Source organism: Azospirillum humicireducens (assembly GCF_001639105.2).
Taxonomy (GTDB): Bacteria; Pseudomonadota; Alphaproteobacteria; order Azospirillales; family Azospirillaceae; genus Azospirillum; species Azospirillum humicireducens.
This window is the reverse complement of sequence record NZ_CP028902.1, coordinates 41967-59032: the sequence shown is the minus strand read 5'-3', so window position 1 is coordinate 59032 and position 17066 is coordinate 41967. Positions and strand designations below refer to the sequence as shown.

Below are 17066 nucleotides of genomic sequence, written 5' to 3'. Positions count from 1 at the left end.
GCATGGCGGTGGGTGCAGCGTGAACAGCAGGAGCGCCACACGGACAGGCGAGGTGATGGAGGCGATCCGCCGCAGGATGGCAAGCCGCACGCTGTCGCCGGGGGAAAAGCTGCCCTCGATCCGCAGCTTCGCCGCCATCATGGGCGTGTCCCCATCGACGGTGGTGGAGGCCTATGACCGGCTTGCTGCCGAAGGCGTGATCCGCTCGCGCCCCGGTTCGGGATTCTACGTGTCCGGCGCCCTCCCGCCGCTCGCCCTGAAGGAGGTCGAGCCCCGGCTCGACCGGACCATCGATCCGTTCTGGGTGTCGCGCCAGTCGCTCGATGCTGCGGCAGAGACGCTGAAGCCCGGATGCGGCTGGCTGCCGGCCGACTGGATGCCGAACGCCGCGATCCGCCGGGCGATCCGGCGTCTCGCGACAGCCGACGATGCAATACTGGCGGACTATGGCGGCACGCGTGGATCGCTGGCCCTGCGCCGGCTGCTCGGCCGCCAGTTCGCGGATGAAGGACTGACGGCGGGCGCCGACCAGATCCTGCTGACCGGCTCCGGAACCCAGGCCATCGACCTGATCTGCCGCTTCCTGCTGCGCCCCGGCGACGCGGTGCTGGTCGACGATCCCTGCTACTTCAATTTCCAGGCGCTGCTGCGCGCCCATCAGGCCCGGATCGTCGGTGTCCCCTATACGAGGAACGGGCCCGATGTGGCCCTGTTCACCGAAGCCCTGACGGTGCATCGGCCAAGGCTCTACATCACCAATTCGGCGCTCCACAACCCGACCGGTGCGACGATGGCGCCGCAAACGGCGCACAGGCTGCTCAGCGCCGCCGCCGCCCACGATGTCACCATCGTCGAGGACGACATCTTCGCCGGCTTCGAATCCGAGCCGTCGCCGCGTCTGGCCGTCCTCGACGGGCTGGCCCAGGTCATCCGCATCGGCAGCTTTTCCAAGACGCTGTCCGCCTCGATCCGCTGCGGCTACATCGCGGCCCGGCCCGACTGGGTGGAGGCGCTGGTCGATCTGCAGGTGGCGACGAGCTTCGGCGGCCCCAGTCCGGTTGCCGCCGAACTCGTGTTGGCGACGTTGAGCGACGGCAGCTATCGCAAGCATCTCGACGCGCTGCGCCGGCGGCTGGCGCGGAGCCGCCGCGAGGTCGCGGCCAGACTGGACGCGCTCGGCTTGCGGCCATGGCTGTTGCCGCGCGGCGGCTTCTATCTCTGGTGCAGCCTGCCCGACGGCCGGAACGCCGCCGATGTCGCCCGAGCGGCACTGCGCGAGACTGTGGTCCTCGCTCCCGGAGACGTCTTCAGCGTGTCGCGGTCGGCTTCGGCATTCCTGCGCTTCAATGTCGCCCAGATGGAGGATCCGCGCGTGTTCGACGTGCTGGCGCGCGCGATGGCGGCAGAAGGATAGACTTGCGGAGGCTCAGCCGCTCAGCCGCTCAGGCCTCCCATTCCGGGCACCCATCCCGTCCTCTATGCGACATCGCATGTGCCCGTGTCAGTGCGTCCCCGGATTGGCCCGCGCCTTCGCCACCGCGTCGGCAAGATTCGTCCAGGCCGGCTTGTCCGCCGCGAAACGGCCGCGCAGATAGGCCATCAGGTCCGCCACCTGTTTATCGGACAGGCTGTCGCGGAAAGCTGGCATATAGCCGAGATCGCGGGTCGCCGGGTTCTGGATGCCGTGCAGGATGACGCGGGCGAGATTGTCGGGGCTGTCGCTGTGGACGTTGCTGTTCACCGCCATCGACGGACTGACGCCGAACAGCGTCGGTCCATTGCCGTCGCTGTGGCAGGCCTGGCAAGCGCCGTTGAAGATGCGTTCGCCATTGGCGGAACTGACGGGGGCCGGGGTGAGCGCCGCCGTCTCCACCGCGTTTCCGCCCAGGGAGGCGAGATAGACCGCCATCGCCCGAACATCCGCTTCCGGTACGGTGGACAACTCGTGCACCACCGCCGCCATCGGGCCGGCGGCCACACCATGGCGCTGGGAGAAGCCGGTGCGCAGATAAGTGAACAGATCGTCTTCCGTCCAGGGCTTCGGCGCCTTGGACAGCGCGGTCAGGGCCGGCGCCTCCCAACCGTCGACGGTGCCGCCGGCCAGGAACGCGTCCCCCAGCTTCTCCGCCCCCAGGGCGTTGCGCGGGCTGTGGCAGGCGGCGCAATGGCCGAGCCCGTTGACCAGATAGTTGCCGCGGTTCCATTCCGCAGTCTTCTGCGGGTCCGGCTTGTAGGTCTCGCGGTTGAGGAACAGCGTGTTCCAGCCCGCCATCATCGGGCGCAGGTTGAAGGGGAAGCGCATGGTGCTGGCCGGCGTCTCTGCGCGCACCGGCTGCTGCGTCATCATGTAGGCGTAGAGCGCCTGCATGTCGTCGTCGGTCATGTTGCGGAAGGCGGTGTAGGGGAAGGCCGGGTAGAGATGCCGGCCGTCGCGGCTGATCCCCTCGCGCATCGCCCGGTCGAAGGCGGCGAAGGACCAGCGTCCGATCCCGCTGTCCGGGTCCGGCGTGATGTTGGTGCTGAAGACGGTGCCGAACGGCGTCTCGAAGGGCCGGCCGCCGGCATTGGTCGCACCATTCTCAACCGTGTGGCAGACCGCGCAGTCGCCGAGCGCCGCCAACTGCCGCCCGCGTTCGATGGTGGCCGACGACCACAGCCCGGCCGACGGCGGCGAGACCGGGGCGATTTCAGCGCGGAAGGGCAGGGCGCTGCTCGCCATGCCGATCATCACCCCGCATAAGCCGGTCAATGAGGCGCCGAGCCATGCCTTCCAGCCGCGCTTGCGCGGCTTGGCGGCTTCCGGCGGCGAAGTCGGGACCGGTTCGGATGGGCCGTTCAGCGCCTCCCGCACCCGCTCCGCGGTGATCGGCAGTTCGCGGAAACGGATGCCGGTGGCGTCGAAGATCGCATTGGCGATGGCAGCCGCGCTGGGGACTGCGGCGGATTCGCCCGAACCCAGCGGCGGCTCGGTCTCCCGCGGCATCATCAGCACGTCGATGTCCGGCACCTCGGGGAAGGTCATGATCGGGTAGCCGCCCCATTCCTTGGCGGCGACCACCGACTCCTCGAACTCGACCTGTTCCTTCAACACCCGGCTGGTCGATTGGATGACGTTGCCGTGGATCTGGTGGCGCACGCCGTCGGGGTTGATCATCTGGCCGGCATCATGGCCGACGACCACGCGGGTCACCGCGATCTCGCCGGTCTTGCGGTCCACCGCCACGTCGGCCACCCAGGCCGCCCAGGCGGCGCCGAAGCCGGGGAACTTGCTGTGGATGTAGCGGGCATAGGCGAAGCCGCGGCCGCGCAGAACGTCGCCCTCCGGCGGGGTCTGCTGCGGGGCGGTGCGCGGCTGCCAGCCGGCGCGGCCGGCGACGGCGCGGATCAGGTCGGCGGCGCGTTCGTCGTCGCGCAGGTGGCGCAGGCGGAATTCCACCGGATCGACCCCGGCGGCGAAGGCCAGTTCGTCGATGTAGCTGTCATGGGCGAAGCTGTTGGGCATCGCCGACACACCGCGCATCCAGGAGGCGCGGACGATGGGGGCCATGTCGTTGATGACCACCCGCATGTTCTCGTAATCATAGGGCGGGATGGAGGTGCGGTCCCCCATCTCGAACACCGCGGCCACCGGATCGACCCGTCCCGTCAGCAGCAGCGCCAGCGTCGGTGCGCCGTTCGACGGATAGCTGGTGGCGAAGTCGTAGGCGACGATCCCGCCATCGGCGCTGATCCCGCCATCGACCTCCATCAATTGCGCGGTGCCCTTCGGCTCCCACAGATGCTCCTGCTCGCGGGTCAGCTGGACGCGGACCGGACGGCCGACCGCCTGCGACAGCAGCAGCGCATCCGCCGCCACGTCGTCGGCGCAGTTGCGGCCATAGCAGCCGGCGGCCTCCATCCGCACCACGTCGATCCGCTCCTCCGGCCAGTCCAGCAGCCAGGCGAGGTCGGCGCGCAGCAGGTGCGGATTCTGGGTGCCGGACCAGACGGTGGCGCGGTCTGCTCCGCAATCGGCGACGGCACAGGACGGGCCGATGGAACCGTGCATCTGGTAGGGCCAGACATAGGTGCGCGTCATCCGCTGGTCGGCGGCGGCGAGCGCTGCATCGACGTCGCCCTTGTCCAGCACCTTGCGCGGCGTGCTGGGATTTTCGCGCAGGGCCTGGGCGAGGTTCGACAGGTCGGGCAGCTTGCGGGTCCAGGGCCTCCAGGTGACTTTCAGTTCGCGCGCCGCCTTGATCGCCTGCTCCTCGCGTTCCGCCACCACGCCGACGAAGTCGCGCAGCACCACCACCTTGATGACGCCGGGGATGTGGGCGATGGAACCTTCGTCGATGCTCTCCAGGCTGTTGCCGACGAACTCGCCGCTGTCGATGCCGGCATAGGGTGGGCGGACCACGCGGCCATGAAGCATCCCCGGCAGCCGCAGATCGTGAACGTAGGAGAATTCGCCCGTCGCCTTCGCCGGGATGTCGACGCGCGGCGCCCCCTTTCCGACCAGCTTGTACTGTTCGCGCGCCTTCAGCGGGGCGTCGCCGCTGATGCGCAGTTCCACCCGCTCACTCCGCACAAGTTCGCCGTAGGAGATCCGGCGGTTGCCGTCGCCTGCGATCACCACGCCCTCCTCGACGCGCAATTCGCCCACCGGCACGCCGAACAGGGCGGCGGCGCGCTCCAGCAGCCAGCGCCGCGCCTCCGCCGCAGCGTTGCGCAGGGGCACGGCGGAGATCTGGATGGTGGCGCTGGCGATGGTGGCGCCCTGATTCGGTGTGCGGCCGGTGTCGCCAAGCACCATGCGCAGCTGGTCCATGCGCAGATCCAGCTCCTCTGCGACGATCTGGGTCAGCGCCGTCCGGATACCGGTGCCGAGATCGACATGGCCGTTGAAGGCGAAGACCTGCCCGTCGTCGCGCACAGCCAGGAACAGCGCGGTTTCCGGCGGCTTCGGCGTCGCGGTGGCACCCTTGGCGACCGGGCCGGAGGGTGGCTGGATCTTGTCAACGATCAGCAGGACGCCGGTCGCCGCCATCAGCTCCGCACGGGTCGGCGCCGGCTGGGACTGCGGGGCGGGCGTCGGGCCAAGCGTCGGATCGGTCGTCATGATGTGCTCCGGAGGAGGAGAGAAGCCGCGCAGCCCGCATGACGGCGCGCAGGATTTCGACATGCGTGCCGCAGCGGCACAGATTGCCGGACAGGGCGCGGCGCACCTCGTCCATGGTCGGGGTCGGGTTGCGGTCGAGCAGCGCCTTGGCGGTCATGATCATGCCGTTCATGCAATAGCCGCACTGGGCCGCCTGCTCGTCGATGAAGGCCTGCTGGACCGGATGCGGCGCGCTGCTGCTGCCCAGACCTTCCAGCGTCACCACCTCGCGCCCCTCCGCCCCGGCCAGCGGGATGACGCAGGAGCGTGCGGCGACGCCGTCGAGGATGACGGTGCAGGCCCCGCATTCGCCGAGTCCGCAGCCGTATTTCGGCCCGTTCAGGGCCAGATCGTTGCGCAGGATGTAGAGCAGCGGCGTGTCGGCCATCGCCGTCACCGAGACGGCGCGGCCATTCACCCGCAGCGCGATGGTTTTTTCCATAATGCGTCCGTCCGGTGCGATAGGTCCCGCAAGCCCGCTGCCAAAGCGGGGTGTAATGGCCGCAAAGCCATCCTGCGGTGGGTTACTCCTCCCCGTCCTGCGCGATCATCTTCTGCAGGACATGGGTGACCGCCAACCGTTCCGCCGGGTTCAGCTGCCCCATGGTCAGCTCGCTGATCCGCTTGGCGCAGGGCACCATGTCCTCAAGCAACCGCCGCCCGTCGTCGGTCAGGCAGTTGATGACCTTGCGCCGGTCCTGCGCGTCGGAGGTCTGGCGGATCAGCCCGCGCGCCTTCAACCGTTCGACAATGCCGCGGATCGTCGCCTGATCGATGGCGGTGGATTTCACCAGCTCGATCAGCGAACTCGGCCCGTTGTCGCGGATGGCGCAGAGCGTGACGAACTGCACCGAGGTCAGTTGCGGGTCGCAGGCGTTGCGCTGGAAGATCGCGAGGTGCCGCTGATAGGCCCGCCGCAGCAGATGGCCGATCTGGTCGGAAAAGACGTAATCGGCTTTTCCGGGGCCAGTGTCGGCGCCGTCTTCGGGCAGCAGGTCTTGGGACATCGGGGACAACATGCGGTGGACCTGGGGAGTGGCGAAAGATAGCAGCGGCAGCAGGGGCAGGGAAGGGCGGCGGGCTTTCACCGCCATGCCGCCCCAGGATGCCCCGTCATGCCCGCGACGCTTCCGGCGCCACCACGTCGCCGGCCAGCACCACCGGTTCGCCGTCCAGCAGGATGTCGCAGCCTCGAAGCGGGATGTCCATGTGGCAGGGGGTCTTGCGGCTGCCGCCGACCTCGGTGTTCGGGCCGGTGGAGAACAGGAAGTTGCCGTAGAAGGCGCGGGCGTCCATGCACATGCCGTCGTTCTTGTCGTGCAGGCCCATCGCCGTCCATTGCGCCCGCGGCTGCAGGCCCCAGCCGATGTGCGAGATGCCGTAAACCTCCGGATCCTTGAAATAGGCCATGTAGTCGCGCAGGTATTCCGCCTCGAACCCGCCATGGATGCGGCGGATGAAGCCCTCCTCGATCTCCAGTGTCACTTTCTCACGCACATAGGTCTTGAAGGGCAGCAGGATGTCGCCGACGTCGAGCACCAGCGTGCCCTCCGCACTGCCCTCGTCCGGCCAGGAGAACAGGAAGCCGCTCGGCCAATGGTCCCAGCGGCCGGGCTCGTCGGCGAATCCGTATTCCGTCACCGTCGGATACTGGCCGAGCGTGGCGCGGAAATCGCTTCCGGCCTTGGAGGTGACGGCGATGGAGCGGGCGCGCTTCAGCCGGTCCGCCGCGGCGTTGACGCGCAGTTTGTCCTCTTCGGTCGGCATGATGCGGGCCAGGACCTCCGGCGGCTCCACCGCCAGCAGGATGCGGGTGCCGGTCTTCAGGATCTGCTCCTGCTCCGGCGAATGCAGCAGCATCATGGTGTCGACGATCAGGTCGGCCGCCTCCAGCGCGCGCTGGGCGGCGAGGTTGCCGGTCAGGGGCGTGTCGCCGCAATAGGCGGTCATGTCCATGCCCATGGCGCGCGGGTGGTTGAAGGCCGGCAGTTCGACCCCGTAGACGTTCGCGCCCAACCGTTGAGCCGCGTCCATCGCGGCGCGCACGATGCGCGGGTTTGAATAGTCGCTTTTCAACACAGCGACGCTCTGGGTCTTGTCCACCTTCGACAGGGTCAGAACCCGTTCGAACATCTGCGTCAGTTCGCGGTCGCTCACCGGCATCTCATCTCTCCCAATCTTGGTGGCCACGGTCGCGGAATGCGCGATCCAGGCCGGATTCCCGGGTGGACATCCGCCGATCATAACGGCGGGCTGACCAATGCATATAGAGTGTATAGGCTTAATTCGGCCCCGAACAGTGTGGGGGGTAATCCCTTCGCCGCCGCTGTGCCGATATGAACGTAAAATAGGCATCCGTGATTTAAAATGAGGCTTGGCAAGGCTATTTTGCGGTCAGTTCGAGCCGTAAGCGGCCCGCCTGGCTCCGCAAAGCCCGAGTAGCCTTGTATGACGAATTGTGTTGCGTGGCAAGCCGAAACAGCGTACACACTCCATATCGAGTTCAACGCAACGGTCTGCGGCCGGAGCCGGGGCGAGAAGCCCCCGGACACTCCTCCCGCGCCCTTGCAGCCGGTCGCGAGCCCTTCGGCGGCACCGACCGAACACCCCCACGTCAGCAAAGGGCCATATCCATGGGAAAGACTCAGAGAATCGCTATCGTCGGGGCTGGCCTGGGCGGAGCCGCCGCCGCCGGTCTTCTGCAGCAGGCCGGGTTCCAGGTGGATGTCTATGAACAGGCCCCTGAATTCTCCCGGCTGGGTGCCGGCATCCATGTCGGTCCCAACGTGATGAAGGTGTTCCGCCGGCTCGGCATCGAAAAGCCGCTGGAGGCGATGGGCTCCAAGCCGGACTTCTGGTTCAGCCGCGACGGCTTCACCGGCGATTACCTGTCGCGCATTCCCCTGGGCGACTTTGCCAAGCGCGAATACGGCGCCGCCTATGTCACCGTCCACCGCGGCGACATGCATCTGCTGCAGATGGACACGCTGGCCCCCGGCTCCGTCCACTTCGACAAGCGGCTGGAGACGATCACCGACAGCGGCGACGACGTGCATCTGACATTCGCCGACGGGACCGAGGCGCGCGCCGACATCGTCATCGGTGCCGACGGCATCAACTCCCGCATCCGCGAGGCCCTGCTGGGGGTGGAGGCGCCGAACTACAGCGGCTGGGTCGCCCACCGTGCGCTGATCCGCGGCGACCAGCTGGCGAAATACGACCTGACCTTCGAGGACTGCATCAAGTGGTGGACCGAGGACCGTCACATGATGGTCTATTTCACCACCGGCAAGCGCGACGAATATTATTATGTCACTGGCGTGCCGCATCCCGCATGGGACTTCCAGGAGGCCTTCATCGACAGCAGCCGCGAGGAGATGTTCGAGGCCTTCCAGGGCTATCACCCGACCGTCCAGGCGCTGATCGAGTGCACCGAGGAGGTCACCAAATGGCCGCTGCGCAACCGCAACCCGCTGCCGCTGTGGAGCCGCGGCCGGCTGGTGCTGCTGGGTGACGCCTGCCATCCGATGAAGCCGCACATGGCGCAGGGCGCCGGCATGGCGATCGAGGATGCGGCGATGCTGACCCGCTGCCTGTCCGAGACCGGCCTGAGCGACTACCGCACCGCCTTCGCGCTGTACGAGGCCAACCGCAAGGACCGCGCGACGCGGGTGCAGGCGGTCTCCAACGCCAACACCTTCCTGCGCACGCAGGAGGATCCGGCCTGGGTCTTCGGCTACGACGTCTATGAGCAGCCGCTGCGCGAAGGCATCGCGGCATGACCGCCTCGACCTTCCTCTTTGGGGCCAACGTCCACGCCAACGGCATCCGCCAGCATTACCTGCGCTATGGCGGGGGGCGGCATGCCGGGCGCCCGGCCATCCTGCTGATCCCCGGCATCACCAGCCCGGCCGTCACCTGGGGCTTCGTCGCCGAACGGTTCGGCCGGCAGTTCGACACCTATGTGCTGGACGTGCGCGGACGCGGGCTGTCGGAAAGCGGGCCGCATCTGGATTACGGCATCGATGCCTGCGCCGACGACGTGAACGCCTTCATCGCGGCGCTCGGCCTGACCGACTGCATCCTGATCGGCCATTCCATGGGCGCCCGCTTCGCCATCCGCGCCTCGGTGCGTGGCGGGGGGGAGGGCCTGCGCCAGCTGGTGCTGATCGATCCGCCGGTCTCCGGCCCCGGCCGCCGGCCCTATCCCAGCGGCCTGCCCTGGTACGTCGACTCTATCCGCCAGTCCTTGAAGGGCATGGACGCCGACGCCATGCGCGCCTTCTGCCCGACCTGGACGGAGGAGCAGCTGCGCCTGCGCGCGGAATGGCTGCACACCTGTTACGAGCCGGCCATCGTCCGGACCTATGAGGGCTTCCACCAGGACGACATCCACGCCGACCTGCCGAAGCTGCCGGTCCCGGCCCTGCTGATCGTCGCCGGCCGCGGCGGCGTCATCCAGCCGGAGGACGAGGAGGAGATCGTCCGCCTCCAGCCATCCATCCGCATCGCCCGCGTCCCCAATGCCGGGCACATGATCCCCTGGGACGACCTCGACGGCTTCTTCGCCGCCTTCGGCGACAGCCTCGGCCATCCCCTCGCCTGATCGATAGGAACCACCCGTATGTCTTCGCTGTACCGCATCGGCCAGATCGTCCCCAGCTCCAACGTCACCATGGAAACGGAAATCCCGGCCATGCTGACCGCGCGTCAGGCGATCCGCCCGGAACGCTTCACCTTCCATTCCGCCCGCATGCGGATGAAGACGGTCAGGAAGGACGAGTTGGCGGCGATGGACGCCGAATCCGACCGCTGCGCCGTCGAGCTGTCGGACGCCCGCGTCGATGTGCTGGGCTATGCCTGCCTCGTCGCCATCATGTCGATGGGGCTCGGCTATCACCGCGAGTCCGAGGCGCGCCTTGCCCGCAAGACGCTGGAGAACGACGCGCCGGCCCCGGTGGTCACCAGCGCCGGCGCCCTGGTCGACGGGCTGAAGGTGATGGGCGCCAAGCGCATCGCCATCGTCGCCCCCTACATGCGCCCGCTGACCGAACTGGTGGTGGATTACATCCGCGCCGAGGGCTTCGAGGTGCAGGACTGGCGCGCGCTGGAGATCCCCGACAATCTCGACGTCGCCCGCCACGACCCCAACAACCTGCCGGACATCGTGCGCGGCATGAACCTGGACGGCGTGGACGTGGTGGTCCTGTCCGCCTGCGTGCAGATGCCGTCGCTGCCGGTGGTGCCGCGGGTGGAGGCGGAGACCGGCAAGCCGGTGCTGACCGCCGCCATCGCCACGACCTACGCCATGCTGAAGGCGCTGAAGCTGGAGCCCATCGTGCCCGGCGCCGGCGCCCTGCTGTCCGGCGCTTACTGAGGAGCGGCCACATGACCGACGGGCAGAGCGCATCCGACAATTACAAGGGCGTCTGGGGCAACCGGATCGGCTTCGGCGAGCGGCCGGCCCTGCTGGTGATCGACTTCATGCAGGGCTACACCACCGAAGGCGCGCCGCTCTACGCCCCCGGCGTGGTCAGCGCGGTGGCGGAGACGGTGGAACTGCTGGACACCGCACGCCGCCATGGCGTCCCGGTCGTCCACACCAACATCCGCTATCATCCCGGCCATTTCGCCGATGGCGGCATGTGGGTGCGCAAGGCTCCGGTGATGAAGGACATGGTGGAGGGCAACCCGCTCGCCGCCTTCTGCCCGGAGGTCGCGCCGCAGCCCGACGAGGTTGTGATTTCCAAGCAGTATGCCAGCGCCTTCTTCGGCACCAGCCTCGCGCCGATGCTGCATGCCATGGGGGTGGACACGGTGGTGCTGACCGGCTGTTCGACCAGCGGCTGCATCCGCGCCAGCGCCGTCGATGCTGTCCAGCACGGCTTCCGCACCATCGTGGTCCGCGAGTGCGTCGGCGACCGTCATGACGGTCCGCACGAAGCAAACCTGTTCGATATCGACAGCAAGTATGGCGATGTCGTGAGCAAGCGGGAGGCGCTCGACCGGTTCGGCCGGTGAGGCGCCGGCAGAAATCCTCTCTCCCCCGCGGGGAGAGAGGATAGGCACTACAGGACCAATCAATAACAAAACTGGGACCGACAACCGGCACCGTACCCGAGACAAGCGGCGCCGGCATGAAAAAACAGGACGGGTTCACAACGCGATCAGCGTAAGGAGACAGACGACATGTCCTATGCCCAGACGACAACAGCGAATGCCGCACCAGATATGGCACTTGGCGCGGCGCAGGCCGTCGATGCGGACCAGCTCTACAAGAAGATCACCTGGCGCCTCATTCCCTTCCTCTGCTTCTGCTATCTGGCTGCCTATCTCGACCGCATCAACATCGGCTTCGCCAAGCTGCAGATGATGGGGGACCTGCAGTTCAGCGAGGCCGCCTACGGTCTGGGCGCCGGCCTGTTCTTCGTCGGCTATATCCTGTTCGAGGTGCCGAGCAATCTCGTGCTGACCAAGGTCGGCGCGCGGCTGTGGATCGCCCGCATCATGATCACCTGGGGCCTGTTGTCCGCCGCCACCATGCTGGTCACCACGCCGACGCAATTCTACATCGTCCGTTTCCTTCTGGGCGCCGCCGAGGCCGGCTTCCTGCCCGGCGTGCTCTATTACCTGACGCTGTGGTTCCCCACCTACCGCCGCGGCCGCATCATGGCGCTGTTCGTCATCGGCCTGCCGCTGTCCAGCGTGATCGGCGGCCCGCTGTCGGGCTGGATCATGAGCCATTTCGACCAAGTCCAAGGCCTGCGCGGCTGGCAGTGGCTGTTCCTGCTGGAAGCGCTGCCCAGCGTGATTTTGGGCTTTCTGACCTTCGTGGCGCTGCCGAATTCCTACAGGGATGCCAAGTGGCTGTCGGAGGATGAGAAGGCCCGCCTTGCCGTCGACCTGCGCGGAGACGATGCCGAGGCCAAGAATGTCGGCCACAGCTTCAAGGAAGGGCTGCTGAACCTGAAGGTGTGGATGCTGGGCGGCATCGACTTCGCCATCCTGCTGACCGCCTATGCCATCGGCTTCTGGCTGCCGACCTTCATCCGCAAGACCGGGGTGATGGATCCGTTCCACATCGGCCTGCTGACGATGATTCCCAACATCGTCGCCGTGATCGGCATCCTGCTGATCGGCGCCAGTTCCGACCGGATGCGCGAGCGCCGCTGGCACATCATCGTCCCCTTCCTGGCCGCCTCCGCCGCCATGGCGACCAGCACCTTCTTCGCCGACAACCTCGTCGCCACCGTGGCGCTGTTCACCGTCGCGTCGGTCGGCGTGCTGGGTCCTCTTCCCGCCTATTTCAGCCTGCCGGCCACCTTCCTGAAGGGCACGGCGGCCGCCACCGGCTTCGCCATGGCGATCTCGCTCGCCAGCATCGCCGGTCTGGTCAGCAACTCGCTGATCGGCATCGTCATCGACCTGACCGGCAGCAGCAGCGCCGCCTTGTGGTTCTTCTCCGGCTGTCTCGTGATCGGCGCCCTGCTGGTCTATGCGCTCCCGCCCAAGGTGGTGAACCGCTGAGCGCGATGATTCAGCGTGTAAACCATCTGTGAAAGATCACGCGATATGAGTGTGTAAACGGTTCGGCCGGCGCCGCCCCAGGGGTGCGGCGCCGGTCGGCCGTTCCGGCGGGTCCGGCCACGGCGCGGCCGAGACGCACGCCTCAAAGCCAGTCGCCGGGGGACAACAGAGACATGATTTCCGCATTGCGTGGCATCCGGGGGCGCCTTCTGCTGCTGCCCCTGATCACCGTCCTGGCGCTGGTCGGCGCCGGGGCCATGACCGCAAGGTCGCTCGGCACCGTGATGATGGAGGAGCGCCAAGCCCGCGCCCGTGTCGCGGTGGAGATGGTGACCTCCATCATCGAACGCTTTGAGCAGCGCGCCGCCTCCGGCGAGCTGCCGGTCGCCGAGGCGCAGAAGCTGGCGCTCGACATCGCGCGGTCGGCCCGCTACGACGGGACGGAGTACGCGCTGATCCTCGACCGCAAGGGCAACATCCTGGCCCACCTGAACCCGCAGGTCGAAGGCAAGGCGATGTGGGACAGCACCGACAAGACCGGCCGTCTGTTCGTGCGCGACGAGATCGCGGCGGCCGAATCCGGCGGCGGCTATTCCTCCTTCTTCTTTCCCAAGCCGGGATCCAGCGATCCGGTGGAGAAATCGGCCTATTCCAAGCTGACCAAGGGCTGGGGCTGGGTCGTCAGCTCCGGCGTCTATCTCGACACCGTTGCCGCCGCGCGCCTGCAGACCATGCTGAACATCGCCGCGGTGATCGCGGTGCTGGCCGCGGTCAGCCTTGGCCTCGCCGTTTGGATCGGCCGGCGCATCACCACCCCCATCCTGCAGCTGACCCAGGCGACCAACCGCATTTCCACCGGCGACCTGTCGGTCGCCATCGGCCACCAGGACCGCGGCGACGAGGTCGGCACGCTCGCCCGTGCGCTGGAGGAGTTCAAGCGCAACGGCCTTGAGGTGCGCCGCCTGCAGGCGGAGGCCGAGGCGCAGAAGGACCGCACGGAGGCCGAACGCCGCGCCGCCCTGCTCGACATGGCCGCCCGCTTCGAGGCGCGCGTGCTGGGCGTGGTGGGCGCCGTCGCCGCCGCCGCACATCAGATGGAAAGCACCGCCACCGGCATGGCCGGCGCCGCCGACCGGTCCGGCACCCAGGCACATGCGGTGTCGCTGGCTTCCGAGCAGGCGAGCAGCAACGTCAACACCGTCGCCGCCGCGACCGAGGAGTTGTTCGCCTCCATTGCCGAGATCGGCCGTCAGGTGACGATGTCCACCACCGTCGCCGGCCGTGCGGTGGACGAGGCGGCGAAGATCGACGGCATGATCCAGAGCCTGGCCTCCGCCGCCNGGCTTCGCCGTCGTGGCGTCGGAAGTGAAGGCGCTCGCCAACCAGACCGCCCGCGCCACCGACGACATCCAGGCCAAGGTGTTGGAAATCCAGCAGTTCACCGGCAGTACGGTGACAGCGGTGCAGGGCATCGGCGCCACCATCACCTCGGTCAGCGACATCGCCACCGCCATCGCTTCCGCAGTGGAGCAGCAGAGCGCCGCCACCAAGGACATCGGTGCCAACATCCAGCAGGCCGCCCGCCACACGGCGGAGGTCAACAGCAACATCGCCGGCGTCGCCCAGACCGTCGGGCAGACCGGCACCGCCGCGTCAGGCGTGCTGGAGGCCGCCAGCGGTCTGGTGCGCGAGACCGTCAAGCTGCGCAGCGAGGTCGAGGATTTCCTCTCCACCGTCCGCGCCGCCTGAGCAGGGAACGTGCCGTCACGGTGCCTGGATCGTCCGGAAGGCGATGGGCACCGCGACGCGCATCGCCTCGATGAAGCGGCGCAGGCGCGCTGGCTGGTGGCGGGCGGGCGGATAGACCAGATGCACCGGCAGCGGCGCCGCCCGCCAGTCCGGCGCCAGATGCACCAGCCGTCCGGCCGCCAGATCCTCCACCAGCGCCCATTGCGATCCGATGGCCGCGCCCAACCCGCGAAGTGCCGCGTTGCGGATCGCCTGCAGCCCGTCGGTGGACAGGCGCGGGCGAATGGGGAAGGTCACCGCCTCGCCGGTGTCGGCATGGGTCAGCGTCACCTCGTCGCGATAGAAGGTGCGCAGAGCCAGCCAGGGCAGCTCCGCCAGGTCCGCCGCATGCGCCGGAACCGGCCGCCCGTCGAGCAGGGCGGGGGAGGCGACGGCGATCCGCGGCACCTCCGCCAGCCGCAGGGCGATCACCGACGGGTCGCCGACCTCGCCGACGCGGATGGCGCAGTCGATGCCCTCGCCAATGAAATCGGGCATGCGGTCGTGCAGCAGCCATTCCACCGTCATCCGCGGGTAGCGTTGCAGATAGTCGGCGACCGGCCCGATCAGCTGCTGCTGCCCGAACGCATGCGGCGCCACCACCCGCAGATGCCCCGACGGCTGGTCGTCCGCGCCGCGCACGTCGCTTTCCAGCATCTGCCAGCCGGCGAGCAGATCCTTGGCCCGCTCGTAGCAGCGCGATCCGTCGTCGGTCAGCGCCATCCGGTGGGTGGAGCGCTGCAGCAGGCGGACGCCCAGCATCCGTTCCAGCTGTTGCAGGCGGCGGCTGACCGTCGGCTGGGTGCTGCCGAGCTGCGCCGCCGCGGCCGACAGGTTGCCGGCCTCCACGATGCGGACGAAGGTTTCCAACAGGGCGATGCGGTCGCTGCCGGCCGCGGGAAGATCGGTGTTCATACGCACAACGTATAGCAAATCTACACCTGATCCGGCTACCGTCCCATCAACCCCGCGGCCATAGTCCCTCTCGATCAGTTTCTTGAGAGGGTCTCACGATGACGACCATTCAAACCGCGCATAGCGCCGCAGCCGCGATGCCGGCATCGGAGGATGCCGGGCTCAGCCGGCCGCTGGTTTTCCTGCTGGCCGCCGGTGCCGGTCTGGCGGCGGCATCGCTCTATTACAGCCAGCCTATGCTGGGCATCCTCGGTCCCGACATCCAGGCCGACGGGCGGTCGGTCGGCTGGGTGCCGACGCTGACCCAGCTCGGCTATGCCGCCGGCATCCTGTTGCTGGCACCGCTGGGCGACCGCTTCGATCGGCGCCGCATCATCCTGGCGAAGGTCGCGGTGCTGGTTGCCGCGCTGCTGGCAGCGGGATTCGCGCCGTCCATCGCCGGCCTTCTGGCGGCGAGCCTGGTTCTCGGTTTGTCGGCGACGCTGGCGCAAGACATCGTGCCCGCCGCCGCGACGCTGGCCCCGGCGGAGCATCGTGGCCGGGTGGTCGGCACGGTGATGACCGGCCTCCTGCTGGGCATCCTGCTGTCGCGGGTGGTCAGCGGCCTCATCGCCGAGCAGTTCGGCTGGCGTGCCGTGTTCGTGGCGGCGGCTGGCAGCATCGCGCTGCTGGGGGTGGCGCTGTGGCGCGGCCTGCCGCGCTTCGCTCCGACCACCAGCCTCGGCTACGGTGAACTGCTGGCATCGCTGACCGTGCTGTGGAGCCGCCATCCGGCGCTGCGCCGGGCCGCGATGGCGCAGGGGCTGCTGTCGCTGGGCTTCAGCGCCTTCTGGTCGACGCTGGCGGTCATGCTGCATGGCGCGCCGTTCCATCTGGGCGCCGCGGCGGCAGGCGCCTTCGGTCTGGCCGGTGCGGCTGGTGCGCTGGTGGCGCCGGTCGCCGGACGGATCGCCGACAGCCGCGGACCGGAACTGATGACCCGGCTGGGTGCCGGTCTGGCCGCGCTGTCCTTCGCCTCCATGTTTCTGTCGCCGCTGGTGCCGGAGGGCGGCCGCCTGTGGCTGCTGGTGGCGAGCGCAGTCGGTTTCGACCTCGGCGTCCAGGCGTCGCTGATCGCCCACCAGACCATCGTCTACGGCATCGACCCGGCCGCCCGCAGCCGGCTGAATGCGGTGCTGATGGTCGGGATGTTCATCGGCATGGCGGTGGGCGCCACGCTGGGCAGCCAGGCTCTGGCGATCTGGGGTTGGAACGGCGTCGTCGCCGTTGCAACCATCGCCTCCATCGGCGCATTGATCCTGCGGCTTTCGACCCGGCCGGATCGGTAACTCGGCCTCACTCACCACAAGGTTCAGGATCGTTTCTCCACAGGTCCCAAGGCTCATGCGGCGTCACATGAGCCTTGGGCATCTTCTTATCTTTATTTCCATAATGATAATTATGCGTTGTTTATGACTGCTGCGGGTAGGTTCTATTCTGAAGGGGCGCGGATTGCGTCGCTGCCGACACCCTGCTCCACAAAGTCGCCGCCGCCGATCTGATCCATGGCGACAAGGGTTACGACACCAACGCCGTGCGCCGCAACCCGATACGACAGGCTCGCCACCAACTTCCATGCCGCCGTCTGCATCGCCGCTACCGTATCCTACCGGTTATGAGTCCCAGCCCTAGTTCTACTGTGTCATAAAACCTGGAA

General features: G+C 67.9%; 12 protein-coding genes and 4 pseudogenes. 11 read left to right on the top strand and 5 right to left on the bottom strand.

Annotation, left to right across the window (positions count from 1 at the left end):
* Positions 1-55 precede the first annotated feature (55 nt).
* Positions 56-1414, top strand: a complete 1359-nt coding sequence (locus A6A40_RS14920; RefSeq protein ID WP_108546728.1) for an aminotransferase-like domain-containing protein — start codon at positions 56-58, stop codon at positions 1412-1414.
* An 87-nt stretch (positions 1415-1501) separates the two neighbouring features.
* Here the strand turns inward: A6A40_RS14920 and A6A40_RS14915 are convergent, their stop codons facing one another.
* From A6A40_RS14915 to A6A40_RS14900, 4 genes and pseudogenes are all read right to left on the bottom strand, one after another.
* Positions 1502-5101 carry a molybdopterin cofactor-binding domain-containing protein gene (locus tag A6A40_RS14915; RefSeq protein WP_108546727.1) on the bottom strand — a complete coding sequence of 1200 codons (3600 nt, stop codon included), beginning with the start codon at positions 5099-5101 and terminating at the stop codon, positions 1502-1504.
* A gap of 28 nt (positions 5102-5129) precedes the next feature.
* Positions 5130-5582: pseudogene (locus A6A40_RS14910) on the bottom strand ((2Fe-2S)-binding protein); the annotation flags it as partial.
* An 82-nt stretch (positions 5583-5664) separates the two neighbouring features.
* Positions 5665-6147 (bottom strand): MarR family winged helix-turn-helix transcriptional regulator, encoded by a 483-nt coding sequence (locus A6A40_RS14905; protein WP_236783805.1) that lies wholly within the window; start codon positions 6145-6147, stop codon positions 5665-5667.
* 106 nt (positions 6148-6253) lie between these two features.
* The gene (locus tag A6A40_RS14900; protein ID WP_108546725.1) at positions 6254-7303 is read right to left on the bottom strand and encodes a 2,5-dihydroxypyridine 5,6-dioxygenase; all 1050 of its coding nucleotides are present in this window, start codon (positions 7301-7303) and stop codon (positions 6254-6256) included.
* A gap of 470 nt (positions 7304-7773) precedes the next feature.
* Between A6A40_RS14900 and A6A40_RS14895 the strand changes: the two genes are divergently transcribed.
* From A6A40_RS14895 to A6A40_RS31120, 7 genes and pseudogenes are all read left to right on the top strand, one after another.
* Positions 7774-8922, top strand: coding sequence for an FAD-dependent monooxygenase (locus tag A6A40_RS14895; RefSeq protein WP_108546724.1), 1149 nt, complete (start codon positions 7774-7776; stop codon positions 8920-8922).
* Positions 8919-9746, top strand: a complete 828-nt coding sequence (locus tag A6A40_RS14890) for an alpha/beta fold hydrolase (RefSeq protein WP_108546723.1) — start codon at positions 8919-8921, stop codon at positions 9744-9746. The genes A6A40_RS14895 and A6A40_RS14890 overlap by 4 nt, the downstream gene beginning before the upstream one ends.
* Positions 9747-9764: 18 nt before the next feature.
* Positions 9765-10517, top strand: coding sequence for a maleate cis-trans isomerase family protein (locus tag A6A40_RS14885; RefSeq protein WP_108546722.1), 753 nt, complete (start codon positions 9765-9767; stop codon positions 10515-10517).
* Between the two features lie 11 nt (positions 10518-10528).
* Entirely contained in the window at positions 10529-11161 is a 633-nt protein-coding gene (locus A6A40_RS14880; RefSeq protein ID WP_108546721.1) for an N-carbamoylsarcosine amidohydrolase, read from the top strand.
* 210 nt (positions 11162-11371) lie between these two features.
* On the top strand, positions 11372-12667 hold the full coding sequence (locus tag A6A40_RS14875) for an MFS transporter (protein ID WP_108546720.1): 1296 nt from the start codon (positions 11372-11374) through the stop codon (positions 12665-12667).
* Between the two features lie 173 nt (positions 12668-12840).
* A pseudogene (locus tag A6A40_RS14870) lies at positions 12841-14007 on the top strand (cache domain-containing protein); the annotation flags it as partial.
* A 1-nt stretch (position 14008) separates the two neighbouring features.
* Positions 14009-14416, top strand: a 408-nt coding sequence (locus A6A40_RS31120; protein WP_236783804.1) for a methyl-accepting chemotaxis protein, incomplete at its 5' end; no start/stop codon positions are given.
* 15 nt (positions 14417-14431) lie between these two features.
* Here the strand turns inward: A6A40_RS31120 and A6A40_RS14865 are convergent.
* A complete protein-coding gene (locus tag A6A40_RS14865) occupies positions 14432-15370 on the bottom strand; it encodes a LysR family transcriptional regulator (RefSeq protein ID WP_108546718.1) in 939 nt (312 codons plus the stop codon).
* A 98-nt stretch (positions 15371-15468) separates the two neighbouring features.
* Here A6A40_RS14865 and A6A40_RS14860 point away from each other — a divergent pair, with 98 nt between their 5' ends.
* The 3 genes and pseudogenes from A6A40_RS14860 to A6A40_RS32420 all read left to right on the top strand — a co-directional run.
* Positions 15469-16698, top strand: a complete 1230-nt coding sequence (locus tag A6A40_RS14860) for an MFS transporter (protein WP_108546717.1) — start codon at positions 15469-15471, stop codon at positions 16696-16698.
* Positions 16699-16856: 158 nt separating this feature from the next.
* A pseudogene (locus A6A40_RS32425) lies at positions 16857-16952 on the top strand (IS5/IS1182 family transposase); the annotation flags it as partial.
* A pseudogene (locus A6A40_RS32420) lies at positions 16951-17028 on the top strand (IS5/IS1182 family transposase); the annotation flags it as partial. The pseudogenes A6A40_RS32425 and A6A40_RS32420, both read left to right, overlap by 2 nt.
* Positions 17029-17066: the final 38 nt, after the last annotated feature.